Consider the following 21049-nt stretch of genomic DNA (forward strand, 5'->3'; position numbering starts at 1 on the left):
TTTTCTTTCCAATTTAGTCCTGAGAATAATAAAAGCACCGAGCCCAACACAGGACGGCGCTGACGTTCAGTCCGCAGCTCTTTGAGCTACAGATAGGTTTTCTTTTTTCGGTATTGCCAGAACCGCTCATAATTCTGCTGAAAATAAGCCGAGAAAAGCAGATCACAGAGAAACTGTGCGGAACAGGAAGATGAGAAATTCGCGATTTTCATCTGCGGATTTTCCTTACTGCACAGATACAGCCGATAATCCGCAAAATAATGCAGCTTCTGATCCAACCGGCTGGAAATCAAAATGATCTTTACTTTACGAAGCCGCAGTTCCTTTACACATTCAAGCATGTAGCTGGAAATACCGGCATAGGAAACAACCAGCGCGGCGCTGCCTGCCTCGGCACTGCTGCACACCAGCCGGCCATCAGCGAATTCCGACGGCACATGAATATTGACGCCGATTTCCTGCAGCTTCTGCATCAGGCTTTGCCCAATCAGAAGATTGCTTCCGCTGCCGATGAAAAAGATCCGCGGCGCCTGCGTCAGAACCGAAACGACGGCCTTGAATTCCTGAATATCGAGCATTCTTATCGTGTCGTCAATCGTCTGTTTATAAACATTAGCCAGGCTGTTTGTCAGATTTTCCAGACTGTCATCCGCACCAAACGGCATACTGAAATCCACGTTCCGATAGCGGCTGAGTTCCTCATTCAGCTCTTTGGACAAGCGCAGCTTCAGTTCGTTAAAGCCTTTGACCTCCAGTTTTCGGCACAGCCGAAAAACGCAGCTGACAGAAACATGGCAGCGCTCAGCCAGCTGATGATAATCCATGCCTACGGCCTCTGTTGTCTGGTTAAGCAGATATTCCGCGATCGTCCGTTCATTCGCGCTCAGCGAATGCGTATTTCTCAACCGTTCCCGAATATTCATAAGCGTCCCTCTTTCATTATAGAAAGTGTGTCTGGTTTTGCAATCAGAACGGCAGAAATGAAAATATTTTTTCAATCAATCGCATCATTTTGACAATCAATCAAAATCCTTTCTCAACAAATAGGTAAAGTCTGTTCACGAAGAATCCCTTGGTTATAATGAAGACAGAGACAAGGAGATGAGTTTATGCTTGGAATCCTGATTTGCGGACATGGCCGCTTTGGCGAAGGTCTGATCGAAGCGGCGGAAATGCTCTGCGGGCCGCAGCCTTATCTGCAGGCCCTGAACATTGATCTGAGCGACGATCTTGAGCTATGCCGCCAACGGCTGGGCACTCAAATTGAAGCCTGGCAGCCGGATACCGATGAGATTTTATGTTTATGCGATATGCAGGGTGGTTTCCCCATGGAAGTCTGCCTTGTGCAGCTGCCGGATCAGAAGGTCAAGATCATCACCGAAGCAACGCTGACTTTACTGACTTATCTGCTGGTTCATCGTAACGGCAGCCAGTCCGTGCAGCAGTTAGTCAACAATGCATTGCTGGAAGCCAAAGAAGCGATCCATGTCATCGACCCGCAGATCTTATTTGCGGATCAGAGAGGAGAAGAATCATGAGTATTGTAAACATCCGGATTGATGAACGCTTAATCCATGGTCAGGTAGCCGCCTATTGGACCAACATGCTGAACGTCACCCGTATTCTGGTTATCGACGATTTGGCAGCCAAAGATGATATTCAGAAAATGGCTTTAAAAATGGCTTGCCCTTCCACGGTGCGATTATCCATTTTGTCTGCCCAGCGCGCTGTCGAGCGGCTGAATGAGAACGCCTATGACAAGGATCGGCTGATGATCGTGATGCGCGGTCCGGCGACGGCCAAGGAGGTTCTGGATTTAGGCTACTTTATGCCAACGATCAATGTCGGCAACATTTCCAACAAGCTAGGTTCAACGCGGATTAAACATACTGTCTGCGTTACACCGCAGGAAGCTGAGATTTTCCGCTATCTTGAATCCAAAGGCGTCAAAATCACGATTCAGATGGTTCCTTCAGATGAGAAGCTGGACTTCATGCCGATGATTACCCACATTCATTGATCCCTTTTTTCCATAAGTGCGCTTGAAAGCGTCAAACCCAGTCTGGCTGCAACCTGGACTGGGTGTTTTTTATTTCAGCTTTTTCAAACGGTGCTCGATTCAGCAGCGGCTTTAATAAGCCACTCGAACATGGTCCCCGCTGCTTTGACTTTCATCACTCAGCAAGGCCTGGATCCAGCGTTTCCAGATCGTATCCGGACCGCTTGTCTGCCATGTTTGATATCCAGGATGCTGAAGCAGCTCGGCGCGGACTTGATCCAGCTGACCCTGGCGATAGCTGAGCATGGTCTGCTGAAACAGATCCTCCATCGAAGCGCGCTGTTCCTCGGTCAATTCCACATCCTTCAGCGTCGAGTCAAGCGTGTTTTGGTTGACTGCCCACTGCGCGGCATAGGAATAAGCATAAAAGTCAAGCAGATCCGGGTTGGATGATCCCTGGTCTTGAGCCCAGGCGGCAACGTCGATGGACTGCTGCGTGTACTGCAGCACGGCCTCGGTGCTGATCGCAATTTGACCATAAGTATTGGGCCAGGCAATCGGCATCGGCAGAACAATCTCGGTCAGGCTTGATTCTCCATCCGTTTCCGTTTTGATATGTCCGGTATGCCGGTGCCCGCTGATGTGCGTTTTTATTCCAAACTGCTGAAAAAGCGACTTCACCGCATCGGCATCGCTGACAACATCCTCGGCGGCGGTCACCGTGTGATCAAGCAGATTGTGATGGCTGAACGACAGCATCAGCCAGCCCGCCTGCTGAGCCTGTTGAGCTAATTCCCGCAGCCACTGCAGCGTGGAAGCCGACAACGTACCGTCACTGGCGCCTGGACGGACAGCATTCGTATCCAGCATCAACAACAGTACACCGGATTCCGTCAGTTCGGCATAGCTCAGTGAATTCGGATCCCGCGCATAGGCCTGATCATAGCCAAATTCATGATACAGTGCTTCAAATTCATCTCGTGTCACCATGGCCAGATCATGATTGCCGCAGATCACCCGCACCGGCACGGTCTCATTGACTTTCCGCAGCAGCGCCGCCATTTTCTGATGATCCTCTAGATCCCCCTGATTGACCAGATCCCCGGTCAAAATGATGCGGTCAGGTTTGGCCTTTTGCATCTGATCGAGCATCGCGGTCAGAATCGCTTCATTATAGATCATCTGCGGCACCACTGAAACCTGGGATTCCAGCCGTTCGCTTTGATAATGGGTATCGGATGAACACAGCAGCGTCAGCGGCTGGCTCAGTGCAGGCGGCAGCGGATTGTCCTTCCAAGAAGACAGAGACGGCTGGGATTGAACCGTCGTGCAGCCGCTTAATAAAAGTGACAACCCCAAAACTTTAAGCCATATTTTCAGCATCTGCGTTTACCTCGGGTTCTTTTGAACATCAGTGTGATTTCTGATCTTTATTGTAGCGAAATCTCAGACGGATTGCCATGAGTTTGCCCTGAAAGATCACAACAAAAAAGTCCGTCGGACACAGCGGGCAAAAATAAAATCTGTCTGATTCGATGGAGTCCTCAGCGATACTTCCGCGCCGTGTGCATCAGCCAGAGGATCGCGATGATGACCAGCGCAAACATGACCAAGACAAAACCGAGGGTCAAAGCGATGGGCAATGAACGTCCGCTCATCATGAACGTTTCCAGAAGCGCAAACCAGAAAATCACCAAAACCTCCAAAATCGAAAGGATTTTCAAGGTCACGGCTTCCAGTGCCTCCTGATTCTCTGCGGTGATTTCCGCCGGAATATTCCACAGCTGCGGACGGCGGCTGACCCAGTTCAGCCCTGTAAGCATCAGGATGGAAAGCCCCGGCAGCAGAAGTAATTCGAGCTTGCTTCCCCAGCGGTTAATTTCCCCGGCGGCATTGTAATGAGCCGGAATCTGGCTGGGCAGCGAGGTCCATTGCCAAAGCAGCATAGTCAGCTGGACAAGGATGAGAATCCAACCGCCAAAATGACAAATCTGATGAAAACGTCGGGCTTGCAAACGCATGTTTAATCCCTCCTGATTCGGATAAAACAACGCCTTGTCCCGCTTCTGAGCGTTGAACAAGACATCAGCTCTGCTTTCTATTGTAAAAGGATTTTCCTCTGGAAGCAATCAAAATCCATTTGAAGCAAGGCTGAATAAAACAAAAGAGCCTGTCCCGTAAAACTTGGGAAAGACAGACTCTTGTCAGGAAGTCATGAAACTGAATGGGTCATAATTGAAATTCGGCTGCTCAGCAGGGGGATGCTCCGCAGCCGAATCCGAAAAACCAGGAAGCAGGAAATCCAGGATCAATCAAGAATCAGACCTTGAACTTTCCAGCTGCATGTTGGCTGAAAAAACTAAATGATTTATTTGAAGATGGCTTTTAAGGCATCGAGCAGGTTGTTGGAATCCAGCGTCGCTCCGGAAATGGCATCCACTTCCACATTCTGTCCGGTGATGACTTCGTCAAAGAAGGCTTTCAGCTGATCGTCTTCCATAAACATGTTTTCACGGCCGGAAACGATTTCCAGATTCGTGATCTTGCCGCCTTCGACAGTAGCCCGCAGCGTATATTCGCCATGGTTGCCCTTGATCAGCTGATCATAGGTGCCGTCAGGTTTCTTTGTGATATCAATCTTTTCTTCCACTTCACCGCTGACTTCTGCGGTTACTGTGGAACGTCCGCCAAACGCCGTATCCGCAGCTGCCCGGCCGGTGGCAATGGCTTCGGCCAAAAACATTCCGTTCTGATACAGGTTGGAAACATACGAGCCTAATTCACCAGCTTCATACAGATTAGGGATCGGATTATCGTTCCAATCCAGTACCTGCGCCTTAACGTTGCGTTCCGCACCGCCGGTTGTTGCGACCAGCGTCGGCGTAATGCCGACCGCATAGAACGGTGCGGTATCAATCGGTTCCATTGTTTCAATACTGCGGCCAAACGCATCATGACCGGATTTGCAGCCGGCGTTGTAAGCGTCAATCGTCGCCTTCAAAGCCTCAGGATCACGGCCTAATTTGCCCGCCAGCTCTTCAATTGTATCCGCTTTAATAATCCAGCCCTTGGCAATTTCTTCGGAGTTGTCATCTGACCAAACATAACCTTCGGTCGTGATCGGCCAGCTCAGCCACTTCGTTACGATCGCACCGGCAGTCCGGGTTTTCTCGTCAAAGATCAGATCGACCGGCAAAGCCCGATCATGCGGCAAATCAACATAATGGCCGTATTCCTTGAATTTCATGTGCTGACGATGATAGGCAGCGGATTCGTTGTAGAAACGCTGGTTGTCCGCACAGACCTCAATCCAGCTCTTGCCGGCCATTGAGAAATTGCGCATAAAGGTTGCTTCATGATCCGGAACCTTGATGCCCAGCCAGAATCCGCCGGACTGCGTCTGGTTTTTCATGTGCCAGATCTTGGCGCCGGTATTCATCAGGGCATGGATGCCATCGCCGGTGTTGCCTGGCGTTCCGCCGGTATAAACCAGATCCATCCCGTGGAAATCCCGCTGCATCTGTAAATTGTTCTCATATCCACCGCAGGCTAACAGTACGCCCTTGTTGGCTTTGATGCGGATTTCCTTTCCGTCCGCGCCTTTGGCGACAACACCTTTGACTTCTTTGGTCTCCAGATTCTGAATCAGACTGGTGAAGGCTGTGGAAAACATCAGTTCAATATTTTCCCCGCGGTCGCGGACAGCCAGATCAAAGCCTCTCCAGACTCCGCCGTATTCAAATGTGGTTCCAGCTTTGCGGACATGTGCGGAACAGCCCTTGAAACTGGAGCCGTCCAGATCCGGGAATTCGGTAACTAAAGAACCCCAGGCCACCGGCCCGCCCCCGACATAGCCCAGCTCATAGCCGACCTTATCCACAGTAGCCTGAATCCAGCCGCGCTGATCGGAGAATTCTTTGGCCATGAAATCAATGTATTCTTCCGGAATTGGATTCGGCTGGCTGCATGCGATCAGATAGCGTTTGAAGGTATCCAGATCATCCGGTGCCGGTACGATGACGGTCTGTCCGGAAGCAATCGAGTTGCCGCCGGCCTGGGCTTCTTCCATTTTTTCCAGAATACAGATCTTCGCATTCGGATCAATGTCGTTGGCTTCCAAAGCGGCTGCTTCCCCAGCCAGGCCATAGCCGACGATCAGAAAATCACATTCCTTATCAAACTTGTCATCCGTCGGTGCCGCTGTCGGCGCCTCGTTGGTGGAACAGGCGCTCAAGAGCCCCAGAGCCGCAGCCCCCGCGACGGTCGCGGCGCTGCCTTTCAAAAAGTCCCGTCGAGAAATATTCTTCATTTTCTTTCCCTCCTTCAGCTTCACATTGTGAAACTTTTGTCGATTTCATTATAGGGTTGCAAGCCCTTTCAAACAATCGAAATACTTTATTGATTAATAAAAAAATTTTATTATTAATCAAAAAATCTGATACAATAGACATAACAAGTTCATCAAAGCACAAGGGAGGGGATGTCGTTGAATACTAGTCAAATCCGTGCATTTCTCACTGTGGCTCAGACCTTAAGCTATGTCCGGGCCGCAGAATTGCTTTATACAACGCAGCCAGTCATCAGCTATCAGATCAAAGCACTAGAAACGGAGCTGGGTGTCCAGCTGTTCAGCCGCACCCGCCGCAGCGTCGAGCTGACACCCGCCGGAGTGTACTTCTATCAGCAGATGGAACCGTTGCTTCTGCAGCTGGAAACGATCGTCCAGACCGTTCAGTCGATGAACGCGCAAACGCCCAAGCTTCTGAATTTATTGGTCCGGCGGCTGGCGGATTACGGCAAGCTCACACAGATCATAAAAAATTATTCGGAAAGCTGGCCGTTAGTTCATGTCAACATTCTGACTCAGGAGAACCGCGGCAGTCGCCAGCTTCTGGTTACGGAAGAAGTTCAAATGGCCTTCTGTTACCAATATGAAGTCGAAACCGATCCGAAGCTGAAGTTTCTGCCGCTGATGGAATCGCAGTACTATGTGCTCGTCAGCAAGGCCCATCCGCTGGCCGCCTACAAGTATTTGACCTTCGACGACTTAAAGGATCAGAAACTGATCCTGGCCAATACCGAGCTGCATAAAAATCCGCGGCTGATCTCCCAGGCAGAGCTGAAAGAAAAAAAGATCATTGTGCAGACGATCTATACGAGTTTTGACAGCATGCTGATCGCCGTGCAGTCTGGGATCGGCTTTACCATCCTGCCGTGTTCCCGTTCCAAGAAATTTTCCGGTCTGATCAAAATCCCGCTGAAAGACGTGAAGCCGATGCCGCTGGGCCTGGCCTGGTACGCACCGCGCACAACCCCGGAAATCGAAGGATTGATTAACCTGGCACAAAAACTGAACCAGGAACAGCCGCCGACAGTCATTTAAACCGATAAAGGCTGCATGGAATTCATGATTCCTCTCTGTCCATCCTCCAAGTTCATTTTACCGATCCCATTTCAGCGGAGAAACCGAGGCTTAACGAAGCGCTTCTCCGCTCTTTTTGTATTTATTTTGAACAAAAAAGAATGTCTGCGTCATGCAGCGCCATGATTGCGCCGGAAATCCTTATTTTTATTTTGACGGATAATCCGCATTTGATTACAATAAGACTAATGAATGACAACATTTGGGGGAAACGCTATGAAAATCCTAGTATTGGGCGCCGGCAAGGTCGGCACGACGATCATTGAAGCGCTTTCGCAGGAAAATCATGAGATTAAAGTGATCGATAAGAAACAGGACGTTTTGGATTCTTTGGCCAACCGGCTGGATGTCTTATGCCTGCAGGGCGACGGTATTCAGTATTCGACGCTTGCCGATGCGGGAGCGGAGGAAACCGACGTTTTAATCGCGGTGACTTCCCGGGATGAAACAAATATGCTGAGCTGCATCATTGGGAAAAAGGCCGGCGTGAAGCATACCATCGCCCGTGTCCGGAATCCGGATTTCTTTTCCCAGATGCTTTATATGAAACAGGATCTCGGCATGGAAATGATCATCAATCCGGAATTGGCAGCCGCCGATGAAATCGCGCGGGTCATCCGAATTCCCAGCGCTTTAAAAGTGGAAACGTTTTCCAGCGGACGTGTGGAGCTGATTGAAATGAAGCTGAAAGAAGACAATCCGCTCAATCACAGTCAGCTCAGTACGCTGTATTCCGCCTTCGGCGTCAAAGTATTGATCTGCACAGTAGAACGAAATGGGAAAATTTTGATTCCGGACGGCAGTTTTGTCTTAGAGCAGGGCGACCGAATCACGATCACGGCCAGCCGCGAAGAACTGGCTGAATTTCTGCGGCTTTTGGGCTTATCACGCAGTAAGATGAAAAACGTATTGATCATCGGCGGCGGACGCATCAGCGTCTACCTAGCACGGCAGCTGGAATTTATGCGCTGTCAGACAACGATTGTGGAAATGAACGAGGAGCGATGTCTGGAATTGTCTGACCTGCTTCCTCATGCCACAATTATTCACGGCGACGGCACGGATCCGGAGGTGCTGCACGAAGCTGGGTTTAACTGCTGCGATGCGGCAGTGCTGCTGAGCAGCATGGATGAGGAAAACTTCGTTTTGGCGATGTATGCGGAAACCTTTGACACGCCGAAAATCATCTGCAAGATCAATCGCGACAGCTATGCCAGCATCCTGCAGAAGGCCTTGCCGGAAGCCACGATCATCTCGCCGAAGAATATCACCGCGGAAGAAATTATTCAACAGATCCGCGCCCGGCAGAATGCTTCCGGCAGCCATGTTGAAACCTTATATAAGCTGGTTTCCGGCAAAGCGGAGGCTTTGGAATTCACGATCCGCAAAGCCAGCGGACATCTGAACATCCCGCTTCAGGATCTGCCGCTGAAGTCCGGCATTCTGATTGCCTGCATTCTGCGCAACGGGCGGCCGCTGATTCCTAACGGGCAGTCCTGGCTGCAGCTCAACGATCATGTCATCGTCGTGACGACCAATTCCAATTATGATGATCTGGAAGATTGTTTTGATTAAGGGGGACTTCCGATGAACAAGCGGTTGATTTTATTTCAAATCGGCAGCATTCTGATCCTGGAAGCCGGACTGATGCTGCCCTCATTGGGCGTTGCCCTGCTGCACAGCGAACAAAGTACAACGGCGTTCTTCTTCAGCATCCTGATTACTGCCGGAGCCGGCCTGCTGCTGAAACTGTTCCCGCCGCAGGATCGTCGCTTCGGCAGTCGGGAAGGCTTGGTCATCACCGGACTGGCCTGGATTCTCGCTTCCCTTTTCGGTGCACTGCCCTTTTATCTCAGCGCTCAGATTCCATCCTATATCGATGCTTTGTTTGAAACCGTGTCCGGGTTTACGACCACCGGCAGCACCATTCTTGCAAATATAGAAGTCCTCGATCAAGGACTGTTGTTCTGGCGCAGCTTTACGCACTGGATTGGCGGAATGGGCATTCTGGTTTTCCTGCTTGCTATTTTACCGCAGAATAACTCGCATTCCATGCATCTCATGCGCTCAGAAGCACCGGGGCCGGAAGTGTCCAAATTTGTGCCGCGGCTGCGGGATTCGGCAAAAATCCTGTATCAGATTTACATCCTGCTTACGCTCATCATGGTCGGCTGCCTGCTTTTCGCAGGAATGCCTTTATTTGATTCCCTCTGCACTGCGTTTGGAACCGCGGGTACCGGCGGCTTTGGGATCTGGAATGACAGCATCGCCCATTACGACAGTGTGCTGATTGAACAGATCATCGCTGTTTTTATGGTTATTTTCGGAATTAATTTTTCCCTGTATTTCTTCGTCTTTACCGGAAAGCTGAAAAATGCGTTCAAAAACGAGGAATTTCATTGGTTTCTTGGTATTATTCTGGCCGCAATTCTGATGATTGCCGTCAACATTATGCCGCTGTTCGATGGCTTTTGGACAAGCTGGCGGCATTCCTCCTTCGCTGTGACGTCGATCATCTCGACCTCCGGCTTTGCGACGGTCGACTTTAATCTGTGGCCGACCTTTTCAAAAATAGTTTTGTGTCTGTTAATGATGGTCGGCTCCTGTGCCGGCAGCACTGGTGGAGGAATGAAAATCGTGCGGATTGGAATCTTGTTTAAGAGTCTGACCCGGGATTTAAAAAAGTTCATTAATCCGCGGATCATCCGGCGTGTCCGCTTTAACGGACTGAGTATTGACGAACACGTCGTTGCCGGGATTCAGTCGTATTTCGTCATCTATATGCTAATCATCCTGGCTTCCATTTTACTGATCTCCCTGAACGGTTTTGATATGACCACGACCATCACTTCGGTGCTGACCACGTTCAATAATGTTGGTCCGGGATTGGAAATGGTGGGGCCTACCGGGAACTTTTATGATTTCAGCGGATTTTCAAAACTGATTTTCTGTCTGAACATGCTTTTGGGCAGACTGGAGATTTATCCGCTGTTATTTTGCTTCACCTTATCTGCCCAGAAAAGCACAAAATTTCAATCCACTTTCTAACGTCATTCCCGTAATAAAAGGAGCGGCTGACTCAGCTTAGGATCAAATTATTCTCTGACCTTCCCTCCAGTCCTGCCCCCCTTTTTTGTTTGTTCATGAATCTTAAGATTTTTTCAGATTTCAAGAATTGACTTTCCAGGTAAAACTGGAATAATGGATACAGAACAAGGAGGGCATATATGTTTAGAAATCGCAAAAAACAAGAAGAACTGGATGATGAACCAGCATTCTTTGAAAACGTTGCTGAACCGGCAGCGGAATTGATACCCCAGCCAAAACAGGAGGAAGTGGATAAAATGGAAAATAAGCAGACGATCAGCGCGGAGGAATCCGTTTTAACCGAGGATGTCACCGTCAATGGGAATCTGGAATGCGACTGCAATCTGACGATTCTCGGGACGGTTAACGGCAGCGTTCGCTGCGGCAGAGATTTGTTGGTCAAAGGACAGATTCACGGTGATGTTTCAGCCGCAAATCTGGAACTGCGCAATGGGCAGATTGAGGGGAATGTGGATTGTGAGAATTCACTGACCATGGACCGGGAATGCAGTATCCGCGGCAATGTCACCGCCGCAGAATGTCTGACAGACGGCCAGATTTATGGCAATCTGACGATTGCAGAAGATCTGCATGTTCAGAAGAACGCTTGGATTGAAGGTGATATCACCGCAAAGCAGTTCAGCGTGCTGCAGGGCGCTCATCTGGAAAGTAAGATTGTTATGCTTCAGCATTTGGCCGAAGAAGAAACAGAATCCGATCAGGAAACGGAAGAGGTCTTCCACACCGAAGCAGAAGAGGAAGAAGAATCAAATTAACGTCAAAAGGCACGCCCAGGCATGCCTTTTCTTTTGAATTCTCTTTGTCTGCGAATGCAGAATACCACTTTAATTTTCCAGGCTTTCCATCATCCTTTCAGTGATTTCATCGGCCGTCAATTCCGGGTGTTGTGAAAAACAGTTCAGGATCTTTGCGATGACTGACTGATCTTCGTCTAAAAGTTCAGCAATCTCTGATTCGCTCATCCCTCTCTTTACATTTCTCAGCGTTTGCTTAATGACCTTGCTTAATTCCCCTGCCGCTTTGCCTTGTTCGAATGCCTTTAATTTCATCGTGCATTCATCCATCTCTGCCAACCTAAGCATGGTATCGTAGAAATAGGCCTCATAATCCGGAGTTAATTCGCTCATCTTTTTTACCACCTTTCTGATTTCTGCATCCTGCTCACTGATTTTCGCGATCCACGGCCACTTTTCAGGCCACTTTGAACAGCCAAATAAAATTGCCCACCGCTGCAAACCATCCAATTCCTGGATCGGCTTATCATTCAGCACATCGACTCTTCCTGTTTCCATAATACTCAAATGAGTAACTTCTGTCAAGGGAATCTCTGATTTTTTAAAGCGTATTTCTGATTCATCGGTAATCATTCCAGGAATCGGGAAGAACGCATAATCTGCGATTAAAATAAGCCACGCTTTTTTCAGATTTTTATAGGCTTTCCCTCTTGTCTGCTGCCCAGCCAAAAGACGTGCCGCATAATATTGAAAACGTTTTAAAACATCTTCAAAATCACCTTGCTTTTGAATTTCAACCGCAAAAAGAATTTCATCATTAATTATCCCATGAATATCATAGCGAATAGCCTTCTGCTTGTCATAATCAACTTTTTCCTCATTGTTTAAGATTTTCAATGTATCAATCGTACAATAATTCCATTTCATCAGGAAATCTTTAAGACATTCAGTATCCTCTGGATTCCCTAAGATATTTTTGATTAACCAATCGTCCAACAATGAAGGAACTTTCGCATTTTGCTTCATTGCTCTGTAGTACGGTCTTTTTTCATTGATAAGAAAAACTTCTGTTTGCATTTTCTCATCTCCTTTATCTTTAATATTGCGTTTTTTTGAAAAAAGCCCCGCAGGTTATTAGAAAAAGTGAGATTTTTTACCTTCTATCCGGAATTTCAGCATTTGCTGATCGCTTCCAGCGAAAAGAAAAAAACAAGACATTCCAGCTTGATTCTCCGCTGAACATCTTGTTTTCTTGAATTTCAGTTACGCCGCCGCGGGATTATTCTGATACGCCGCTGCCAGCCGCATCAGACTTTCTTTTAGCAGAGAAGTCGGACAGGCCAGATTGATCCGCTCAAAGCCGCTGCCTTCCTCACCAAACAGATACCCTTCATCTAAGAACAACAACGCTTTCTTTGTCATGAATTCTTCCTGTTCATCTTGATTGGTGAAATAGGCCCGCAGATCAACCCACAACAGATACGTTCCTTCTAGTGGAGAAACAATCGCTTTCGGAAAATGTTCAGCGAAGAAATCCACCGCGGTTTTCCGGTTGGTTTCCAGCAACGCAAGCAATTCATCCAGCCAGCCTTCACAGTGTCGATACGCCAGCGTTGCCGCTTCGTAAGCCATGATATTGAGATGACCATTAATATAACAGCTCATTGTCGCTTTGTAGGCTGCGCGCAGATCGGGATTGGAAATCACAATATTGGAGCATTGCATGCCTGCCAGATTGAAGGTTTTGGATACCGACGTGCAGACGATCATCCGGTCGCTCAACTCTTTCGACAAGGACGCGAATACAGTATGCTCATGCCCCGGCAGGATCAGATCGAAATGAATTTCGTCGGAAACGATCAGGATATCATGCTTCAGGCACAGCTCGCCGACCTTCATCAACTCTTCCTTCGTCCAAACACGGCCGATCGGATTATGCGGACTGCAGAAGATCAGCATTTTTACATTGGGATCCGCCAGCTTTGTTTCCAGATCTTCAAAATTGATCGAATAGACCCCATCCTGATTGATCAGACTGCTGGTTACTGTGCGACAGCCGCAGGCCTCAATCGTCTTTTTAAACGGATAGTAAACCGGCGTCAGAATGGCTACCTTTTCCCGCGGCTGCACGAAGGCGCGCACCGCAACATTGATCGCTGTCACTACGCCCGGAAGCAAGACCAGCCAGTCCTTGTCAATCGTCCAATGATGGCGGCGCTGCATCCAGTTCACCGTTTCCGTGTAGTAATCCTCTCCGGCATCGGTATAGCCTAAAATCCGATTGTCGAGAAACTGCTTGAGTCCTTCGGTAATCTCCGGCGGATTTTTCAGTTCCATATCCGCGACAGACAGCGGCACAATCCCCTCCGGCACTTCCGGATTGTGCTTGCGCATGCCCTGCCATTTACTTGAATTCTGGGGCTGACGGTTGATTCGGGTCGTGAAATCATAGCTCATATTCTTATCCCCACTTTCTGACTTCGCTTTGTCAATGCTTAAAAGACTTGCTTATTTACGGATATAACCGCTCTTGATGCAGGCTTCTTTGACGGCCTGCGACACGGCGGGAACGACGCGGGAATCAAATGGCGAAGGAATAATATATTCTTCCGTCAACTCTTCCGCCGGAATCAGATCCGCAATGGCCTGAGCCGCCGCCAGCTTGACTTCTTCTGTGATCCGGGTGGCCTTCGCATCCAGCGCGCCGCGGAAAATACTCGGGAATGCCAACAGGTTGTTAACCTGGTTCGGGAAATCAGAACGTCCGGTAGCCGCGATCAATGCGCCGCCTTGCTTTGCTTCGTAGTAATCAATTTCCGGCGTCGGATTGGCCAGTGCCACGATAAAACAGTCCTTATTCATCGTCGCGATATCCTCTTTGGTCAACAGGTTGCCCTTGGAAACACCGATGAACACATCCGCGCCGACCAGCGCTTCTTTTAAGTTTGCCGGACTTTCACCATGCAGGTTGGTATACTCCAGAAGTTCCTGCTTTAATGGATTATAGCTGTCCTTCTTTTCCGGATGCAGCACACCCTTGGAATCAAAGGCCAGAATGTTTTTGAAGCCATAATTGAACATCATTTTGATAATCGAGCTGCCAGCGGCACCGACGCCGTTGACGATGACCTTCATGTCCTCAGCCTTCCGGCCGGTTAAGCGCAGACCGTTGATCAGCGCCGCCAGAACGACGATTGCCGTACCATGCTGATCATCATGGAATACTGGGATGTTCAGCTCTTCAATCAGCCGCCGTTCAATTTCAACACAGCGAGGAGCACTGATATCTTCCAGATTGATCGCGCCCAAGCCCGGAGAGATCAGCTTGCAGACCTTGATGATTTCTTCCGGATCTTTAGAATCCACACAGATCGGGAAAGCATCCAAACCAGCGAAACGATGCATTAACAACGCCTTGCCTTCCATGACCGGCAAGCCCGCGACCGCGCCGATATCGCCTAAGCCCAGCACCGCTGTCCCATCGGTCACTACGGCTACGGTATTGCCTTTGCCGGTATAACGGTAGGCATTTTCCGGATCCTTGTTGATCTCTAAGCATGGCTGGGCAACGCCCGGCGTGTAGGCCAGCGTCAGATCTTCCGGAGTTTCACAGGGAACCTTCGGTTCGATGGATAATTTGCCATGGTGCAGTTCGTGCAGTTTCAGTGCGTCTTCATAAACAGTCATTGTGTTATCCCTCCACTTTTTCTTTCTTCTTGTTTTTGGCTAAACGTTTTTTGCCCGGAATGCCCGGCTTGGTCATTTCCTGAACATCCATGATGATTTCCAGATCATGCTCAGTAATCAATCCGCTTTCCAACAGAACCTCGCGCAGCGTGCGGTTCTCAATCAGCGCCTGCTTGGCAATCCGGCTGGCGTTGGCATAACCGATATGCGGAGCGAAGGCCGTGATCGGCGATACGGAACGTTCGACAAAGAACAGGCAGTTTTCCTTGTTGGCCTTGATTCCGTCAATCGCATTGATGCGCAGCGTATGACAGGCATTGGACAGAATTTCAATCGACTCAAACAGATTTTTAAACAGCACCGGTTCAAAGACGTTCAGTTCCAGCTGCCCGGCTTCGGCGGCTTTGGCAATCGTCACATCGTTGCCGATGACATTGAAGCAGGCCTGGTTGCAGACCTCAGCGATGACCGGATTCACCTTGCCCGGCATGATTGAGCTGCCCGGCTGCCGATCCGGCAGCTTAATTTCCGCCAGTCCAGCTTTCGGACCAGAGGCCATCAAGCGCAAATCGTTGCACATCTTTGACAGGTTGACCGCCAAGACTTTCAGCGCACCGGAGGCAAAGGCCAGCGTATCGCAGTTGCGCGTTCCATCGACCAGATCCTTCGCCGCGGTCAGCGTGATGCCGCTGATTTCGGAAAGCACCGGCACGATCAGCTTCTTGTATTTTTCATCTGCATTCATACCGGTACCCACGGCGGTCGCGCCCATATTGACCGCTTTTAAATCGTTAAAGGCGACGCGGATGCGCTTGATATCGCGACCGACCATCGTCGCATAGGCATGAAATTCCTGACCTAAGCGGATCGGTACGGCATCCTGCAAATGCGTCCGTCCCATCTTGATCACACCGTCAAATTCCTTAGCCTTCTTCAGCAGGGAATGCTGCAGCTCACTCAGCTCGTTAAGCAGCACCTCAACTAAGGCCAGTGCTGTCAATCTTCCGGCAGTCGGAAATACGTCATTGGTTGACTGACCAAAATTGATGTGATCGTTAGGATGAATATAATCATAGACACCGATCGTGTGACCGGCCAGCTGCGCCGCGCGGTTGGCGATGACTTCATTGGCGTTCATGTTGAAGGAAGTTCCGGCCCCGCCCTGAATGCAGTCGGTGATAAACCATTCATCCAGCTGCCCGCTAATCACTTCATCACAGGCCTCCGTAATGTATTTTAATCGCTCGTCATCCAGAAAACCGCATTGGTTGTTGCAGTAAGCACTGGCCTTTTTCACCTTGCCGATCGAACGGATCATCTGCGTGTGCATCCGTCTTCCGGTAATCTGAAAATTCGTCATGGCCCGCTGTGTCTGCGCGCCGTATAAGGCATTCTTCGGGACTTCGATTTCGCCCAGTGAATCATGTTCCCACCGGAACTGATCTAGGGTTTGTTCTGTTGCGTTCATGCGTTTTGTGAATTCTCCTTTTCTTCTTTCCATTCCTCTTCCGTTAACACCCGGACGCCGTGTTGAGAAAACAATTCGGCAGCGATGCCGCTGCCCGGCTTCAGCGTGCGGGTAAAACTTCCATCATAAATTAAACCTTTTCCACAGGAGGGACTTTTGGACTTCAAGACAGCCATTGTGATCTTGTTTTCCTGAAGCAAAGCCAGTGCTGCTTCCGCGCCTTTTTGAAAAGCCGCGGTGCATTCTTTCCCCTTCTGGGTACAGACTTGGTTTCCTCGTCTTTCACAAGGATCGCGGGGAATTTCAAGACCGCCCATCACTTCCGGACAAATCAGAATAGCTTCCCCCTGTTCCACCAGTGCTTTTAACCCTTCCACGGTATTGGCTTTGCCGTCATAGCGGCAGGCAACCCCGCCTAAACAGGCACTGATCGCGATCATTCAAAATCCTCAGCGTACAAATCGTTTCCCTGCGTATCAAAGCAGACAAAGACCGGGAAATCTTCGACTTCCAGCCGCCGGATCGCTTCGCTCTGCAGATCCTCAAAGGCGATCGTTTCCGCCTTTTTCACGCGCAGACCCAATAACGCGCCAGCGCCGCCGACCGCTGCGAAATAAACCGCTTGGTTGCGGATCATCGCGGCTTTGACTTCATCGCTGCGTTTGCCCTTGCCGATCATGCCGGCTAAACCCAAATCCAATAACTGTGGAGTATAGACGTCCATCCGGGTAGCCGTGGTCGGACCGGCACTGCCGAAAATCATGCCCGGCGGCGTCTGCGTCGGTCCGACATAATAAATAATCTGTCCGCGCAGATCAAACGGCAGGGGCTGACCTTTGTCGAGCAGCTGCTGCATCCGCTTGTGCGCCGCATCGCGGGCAGTATAGATCACACCGCTTAAAAGCACCTGTTCCCCGGCCCTTAAAGACTGACGATCTTCCATCGTCAAAGGCAGCTGAATTTTCTTCATTTACAGCACCACCTTTTTATGCCGGGTGACATGACAGTTGATATTCACGGCCACCGGCATTCCCGCAATGTGCGTCGGGAACCATTCAATGTTGACTTTGAGCGCTGTCGTCCGGCCTTTTAAGCCCATCGGGCCGATGTTGAGCTGATTGATCTGTTCCAGACATTCGCGTTCCAGCTGACGGTATTGTTCATTCTCATTTTCGCTGTCCAGCGGTCTGCACAGCGCACGTTTGGCAAGATAGGCCGCATAATCCATCGTACCGCCAACGCCGACCCCGACGACCATCGGCGGACAGGCGTTCGGTCCTGCCAGTTTGACTGTTTCCACAATGAATTCACGGATGCCTTCGACGCCCTCGGCTGGCTTGCACATCTTAATCCGTGAGCAGTTTTCCGAGCCGAAGCCCTTGGCCGCGCATTCGATGACAACTTGATCGCCTTCCACGATCTCGGTATAGATGACCGCCGGCGTATTGGTCAGCGTGTTCTTCCGCTCAAACACCGGATCACTGACCACAGAATTGCGCAGATAGCTTCCCTGATAGGCCTCCTCGACGCCCTTGTTGACGGCCTCCTTTAAGGAACCGCCAATAAAATGCACATCCTGTCCGATGCTCAGCCAGACCACCGCCATGCCGGTATCCTGACAGATCGGCAGCCGCTTGGTTTTCGCCAGTTCCGCGTTTTCCATCAGCAGCTCCAGTGCCTGCTTGGCTCTCGGCTTGTCTTCCTTTTCGGCATAGGTGACCAGTTTCGTCATCACGTCGTCAGGATATTCAAAAGCGATGCCGCTGCAGCAATCCCTTACGATTTCCTGTATTTTTTTGACTTCAATTTCTCGCATACTCCTAAGCCCTTTCTGTTTGTTATTGTAACACAAACAAAACGGGGAATGAACTGCTTAATCCCCGCATTCCAGGATGTTCCTGATTCTGATGTAAATTCTTTCAATAAGGAACGCAGCTCTGCTGAAATCACTTTCAGAAACAACATTTCACTCCCATTTTCACAGCCTTGGGAATACAATAGAAAAAGAGGTGAGAAGATGAAAAAAATTGAGATTGAACAGCTGGATAAGAATCTGATTTCGATGATCCATAACGACTGGGCCGTCCTGACCGTTCCCGATGAAGGCAAGGTCAACGGCATGACCGTCAACTGGGTACAGATGGGATGGCTGTGGAACAAGGCTGTCGTCACGGTGTATGTCCGCCCGCAGCGGCATACCTATCCATTGATCGAACAGAATGAGTGCTTTTCGCTGGCTTTCTTCGATGACGATCAGCGGGATAAGCTGGCGTATCTCGGTAAGGCCAGCGGCAAAGATGCAGATAAGCTGGCGCATGTCGGCTACACGACGACCGTGCTGGACGGCGCTCCCTGCATCGATCAGGCACGGCTGGTGCTGGTTCTCAAGAAGCTGGCAGCGATGGAGCTCACCGGCAGTCAGTTTGTGGACAAAACCGTAGAAGCAGCCAGTTATCCTCATCAGGACTATCACAAGGCTTATACCTGTGAGATTGTGGCGGCCTATCAAAAAGAAGCTTAAATTGATTGAACCGAGTGTTTAAAGCAAAAACGGCAGCGATTTTGGAAAGTCCATGCTTTCCAGGTTCTGCCGTTTTTCTTCTGTTTCGTCGTAAAAATATGCATGGGCGCAGATTTTAAGTCATTAAAATATGCATGCTTGCATATTTTTACGTTCAGTTTTATACTTATAACAGGAACTCAAACTATTTCACTTATTCAGGAAGGAGGTTCAGATATGTTAAGAAGAAAAATCCACCAACAGTTACTGGACTGGAAAGTGAAAAAAAAGAAAAAGAGTTTAATTATCAGCGGTGCTAGGCAAGTGGGAAAAACGTTTATTATCCGTGAATTCTCAAAAGAATATGGGTCTTTTATTGAACTCAATTTCCTTGAAAATCCCTCATTGATATCGGTCTTTTCCGGTGATTTAGATGTTGAAACATTGTTGACGAATCTATCGTTTTATTTTAAAAAATCAGCATTTATCCCAGGGGGTACGCTCATTCTTTTTGATGAGGCTCAAGAATGCCCGCAAGCGATAACTTCCTTAAAATTTTGGACATCAGACGGTAGATTTGATGTTATCGCAACCGGATCCGCTTTGGGCATGAATTACAACATTCCAACTTCCTATCCGGTAGGCTATGTTGAATATTTAGATATGTATTCCCTGGACTTTGAAGAATTCCTATGGGCGAACCAGATCAGTGACCAACAAATTGATCTTCTGAAGTATCATTTCACTGAAAGAAAAAAAGTCCCTGTGTTCCTGCATGAAAAAATGATGGATTACCTGCGGCTTTACATGGTCATTGGCGGAATGCCGGAAGTTGTGGATACCTACATTCAAACCCATGATTTATCAGAGGCGGATGCTCGGCAGCGAACAATTTATCGTGATTATCTCTATGACATTGCCCGTTTTGCCCAATCCGATATCAAAATCAAAGCCGAAAATTGTTACAAATCCATCCCTTTACAGCTTTCAAAAGAAAACCATAAATTCCAGTATAAAATCGTTGAACATAAAGGAACAGCCAGAAAATTTGAATCCAGTCTTGACTGGTTGGAAAACGCTCATTTTATTAAATCGGTTTACAATGTATCCAGTCTTTCCTACCCTTTGGAAGCCTTTACGATCCAGGATAACTTTCGCTTGTATCCCACCGATATTGGATTATTGATTTGTTATTATGATTTTGCCCTTAAAAAAGCCATTTTAGAAGATAAAACGATCAGCGATTTACCGCAGAGTCTCATCCTAAAAACGGCAAAAGGCGGATTATATGAAGCGCTGGCAGCCGATTTTCTAATTAAACGGGGCTATCAGCATATTTTTTTCTATAAACCGGTCAACAGTACGTTGGAGATCGAGTTCTTAATTACCAATCAAGATGGCATAATCCCGATTGAAATTAAAGCGGGAAGAAGCAAAACAAATTCATTAGATATTCTATTGAATCAGGCTTCCATTCCTTTCGGATATAAAATGGCGGATCAGAATATCGGCGTCAGTGAAAAGAAAATTACGTTGCCGCTATACATGTTGATGTTTTTGTAAACAGGAAGCCCTTGTGCTTCCTGTTTTAGTGTTTGGCTAACAATGCCATTGTATTTTAACGGGATGGGGTTCATCCTGGATAGCCTGAGCGGAAAGCGAGGCATGGGCCTGCCGCCAGAACTGACGGGTTAAAGCGTCTGTTTCCTCAGACGAGAAATTCAGGCTCTGATCATAAATCCAAGCCGCCGCGGCATAAAACAAGAAACCTAACGCGTTCGTCGGGGTGGTCAGCGTTCCGCATGCCGCAGCGATTGCCCGAGCCGCGGCTTGGGCGATCGGATCTTCTGTCTCCTTGGCAATCTGATTGGCTTCTTTAATCAGCGGCTTCATTGTTTTCCCCGGTAAGCTCTGCAGGGCGGTCTTTAGACAGGCGTCCAAAATCACACAAAGACGTTGGCAGTCCGCTGCCTTTTTACAATAAATCCCCGCAATCCTTTCCTGAACAAATTCCAGCGCCCAACAGGCCAATGTGGCTTCGCTCTGGGTTTCAATTAGCCGCATCATCGCAGTACATTCCGGCGAATGGATATCGCCCAACATTTTTCTTAACTTCGCCATTGTTTTTCTC

At 48.9% G+C, this 21049-nt stretch carries 20 protein-coding genes; 8 read left to right on the plus strand and 12 right to left on the minus strand.

The genetic code is table 11. From position 1 onward, the window contains the following. Positions 1 to 86 precede the first annotated feature (86 nt). Positions 87 to 923 carry a MurR/RpiR family transcriptional regulator gene (locus MCG46_RS15435; protein WP_240280758.1) on the minus strand — a complete coding sequence of 279 codons (837 nt, stop codon included), beginning with the start codon at positions 921 to 923 and terminating at the stop codon, positions 87 to 89. Positions 924 to 1109: 186 nt separating this feature from the next. Between MCG46_RS15435 and MCG46_RS15440 the strand changes: the two genes are divergently transcribed. Continuing rightward, positions 1110 to 1538 carry a PTS sugar transporter subunit IIA gene (locus MCG46_RS15440; RefSeq protein WP_240280759.1) on the plus strand — a complete coding sequence of 143 codons (429 nt, stop codon included), beginning with the start codon at positions 1110 to 1112 and terminating at the stop codon, positions 1536 to 1538. Beyond that, the gene (locus MCG46_RS15445) at positions 1535 to 2020 is read left to right on the plus strand and encodes a PTS system mannose/fructose/N-acetylgalactosamine-transporter subunit IIB (RefSeq protein WP_020225756.1); all 486 of its coding nucleotides are present in this window, start codon (positions 1535 to 1537) and stop codon (positions 2018 to 2020) included. The genes MCG46_RS15440 and MCG46_RS15445 overlap by 4 nt, the downstream gene beginning before the upstream one ends. A 111-nt stretch (positions 2021 to 2131) precedes the next feature. Here the strand turns inward: MCG46_RS15445 and MCG46_RS15450 are convergent, their stop codons facing one another. From MCG46_RS15450 to MCG46_RS15460, 3 genes are all read right to left on the minus strand, one after another. Further along, positions 2132 to 3382, minus strand: a complete 1251-nt coding sequence (locus tag MCG46_RS15450; protein WP_240280760.1) for a metallophosphoesterase — start codon at positions 3380 to 3382, stop codon at positions 2132 to 2134. 161 nt (positions 3383 to 3543) lie between these two features. Next, positions 3544 to 4020 carry a DUF1648 domain-containing protein gene (locus MCG46_RS15455; RefSeq protein WP_240280761.1) on the minus strand — a complete coding sequence of 159 codons (477 nt, stop codon included), beginning with the start codon at positions 4018 to 4020 and terminating at the stop codon, positions 3544 to 3546. A gap of 347 nt (positions 4021 to 4367) precedes the next feature. Continuing rightward, positions 4368 to 6308, minus strand: a complete 1941-nt coding sequence (locus MCG46_RS15460; protein WP_240280762.1) for an FAD-binding protein — start codon at positions 6306 to 6308, stop codon at positions 4368 to 4370. A gap of 177 nt (positions 6309 to 6485) precedes the next feature. On the opposite strand from MCG46_RS15460, the gene MCG46_RS15465 reads away from it, so the two are divergent. The 4 genes from MCG46_RS15465 to MCG46_RS15480 all read left to right on the plus strand — a co-directional run bounded on the left by MCG46_RS15465 (position 6486) and on the right by MCG46_RS15480 (position 11284). Then, positions 6486 to 7382 carry a LysR family transcriptional regulator gene (locus MCG46_RS15465; RefSeq protein ID WP_240280763.1) on the plus strand — a complete coding sequence of 299 codons (897 nt, stop codon included), beginning with the start codon at positions 6486 to 6488 and terminating at the stop codon, positions 7380 to 7382. A 255-nt stretch (positions 7383 to 7637) separates the two neighbouring features. Beyond that, the gene (trkA, locus tag MCG46_RS15470) at positions 7638 to 8996 is read left to right on the plus strand and encodes a Trk system potassium transporter TrkA (protein WP_240280764.1); all 1359 of its coding nucleotides are present in this window, start codon (positions 7638 to 7640) and stop codon (positions 8994 to 8996) included. Between the two features lie 12 nt (positions 8997 to 9008). Beyond that, complete coding sequence (locus tag MCG46_RS15475; protein WP_020225750.1) at positions 9009 to 10469, plus strand: TrkH family potassium uptake protein; 1461 nt, start codon at positions 9009 to 9011, stop codon at positions 10467 to 10469. A 179-nt stretch (positions 10470 to 10648) separates the two neighbouring features. Next, positions 10649 to 11284 carry a bactofilin family protein gene (locus MCG46_RS15480; RefSeq protein WP_240280765.1) on the plus strand — a complete coding sequence of 212 codons (636 nt, stop codon included), beginning with the start codon at positions 10649 to 10651 and terminating at the stop codon, positions 11282 to 11284. Positions 11285 to 11353: 69 nt separating this feature from the next. Here the strand turns inward: MCG46_RS15480 and MCG46_RS15485 are convergent, their stop codons facing one another. The 7 genes from MCG46_RS15485 to MCG46_RS15515 all read right to left on the minus strand — a co-directional run bounded on the left by MCG46_RS15485 (position 11354) and on the right by MCG46_RS15515 (position 18234). Next, on the minus strand, positions 11354 to 12340 hold the full coding sequence (locus MCG46_RS15485) for an Rpn family recombination-promoting nuclease/putative transposase (protein WP_240280766.1): 987 nt from the start codon (positions 12338 to 12340) through the stop codon (positions 11354 to 11356). Between the two features lie 186 nt (positions 12341 to 12526). Further along, positions 12527 to 13720: a MalY/PatB family protein gene (locus tag MCG46_RS15490; protein ID WP_240280767.1), complete on the minus strand. Its 1194-nt coding sequence runs from the start codon at positions 13718 to 13720 to the stop codon at positions 12527 to 12529. A 51-nt stretch (positions 13721 to 13771) separates the two neighbouring features. Continuing rightward, positions 13772 to 14950 (minus strand): NAD(P)-dependent malic enzyme, encoded by a 1179-nt coding sequence (locus tag MCG46_RS15495; protein WP_240280768.1) that lies wholly within the window; start codon positions 14948 to 14950, stop codon positions 13772 to 13774. A gap of 4 nt (positions 14951 to 14954) precedes the next feature. Further along, the gene (locus MCG46_RS15500; RefSeq protein WP_154238369.1) at positions 14955 to 16418 is read right to left on the minus strand and encodes an aspartate ammonia-lyase; all 1464 of its coding nucleotides are present in this window, start codon (positions 16416 to 16418) and stop codon (positions 14955 to 14957) included. Continuing rightward, positions 16415 to 16858, minus strand: coding sequence for a DUF523 domain-containing protein (locus MCG46_RS15505; RefSeq protein ID WP_240280769.1), 444 nt, complete (start codon positions 16856 to 16858; stop codon positions 16415 to 16417). The genes MCG46_RS15500 and MCG46_RS15505 overlap by 4 nt, the downstream gene beginning before the upstream one ends. Next, positions 16855 to 17388 carry a Fe-S-containing hydro-lyase gene (locus MCG46_RS15510; RefSeq protein WP_240280770.1) on the minus strand — a complete coding sequence of 178 codons (534 nt, stop codon included), beginning with the start codon at positions 17386 to 17388 and terminating at the stop codon, positions 16855 to 16857. The genes MCG46_RS15505 and MCG46_RS15510 overlap by 4 nt, the downstream gene beginning before the upstream one ends. Next, positions 17389 to 18234 carry a fumarate hydratase gene (locus MCG46_RS15515; protein ID WP_240280771.1) on the minus strand — a complete coding sequence of 282 codons (846 nt, stop codon included), beginning with the start codon at positions 18232 to 18234 and terminating at the stop codon, positions 17389 to 17391. Positions 18235 to 18435: 201 nt separating this feature from the next. Between MCG46_RS15515 and MCG46_RS15520 the strand changes: the two genes are divergently transcribed. Then, complete coding sequence (locus tag MCG46_RS15520) at positions 18436 to 18939, plus strand: flavin reductase family protein (protein WP_240280772.1); 504 nt, start codon at positions 18436 to 18438, stop codon at positions 18937 to 18939. A gap of 102 nt (positions 18940 to 19041) precedes the next feature. After that, complete coding sequence (locus tag MCG46_RS15525; protein ID WP_240280773.1) at positions 19042 to 20481, plus strand: ATP-binding protein; 1440 nt, start codon at positions 19042 to 19044, stop codon at positions 20479 to 20481. 36 nt (positions 20482 to 20517) lie between these two features. On the opposite strand, the gene MCG46_RS15530 is transcribed toward MCG46_RS15525, so the two are convergent. Beyond that, positions 20518 to 21039: a putative immunity protein gene (locus MCG46_RS15530; protein ID WP_240280774.1), complete on the minus strand. Its 522-nt coding sequence runs from the start codon at positions 21037 to 21039 to the stop codon at positions 20518 to 20520. Positions 21040 to 21049: the final 10 nt, after the last annotated feature.

It is taken from the genome of Holdemania massiliensis (assembly GCF_022440805.1).
Classification (GTDB): Bacteria; Bacillota_I; Bacilli_A; order Erysipelotrichales; family Erysipelotrichaceae; genus Holdemania; species Holdemania massiliensis_A.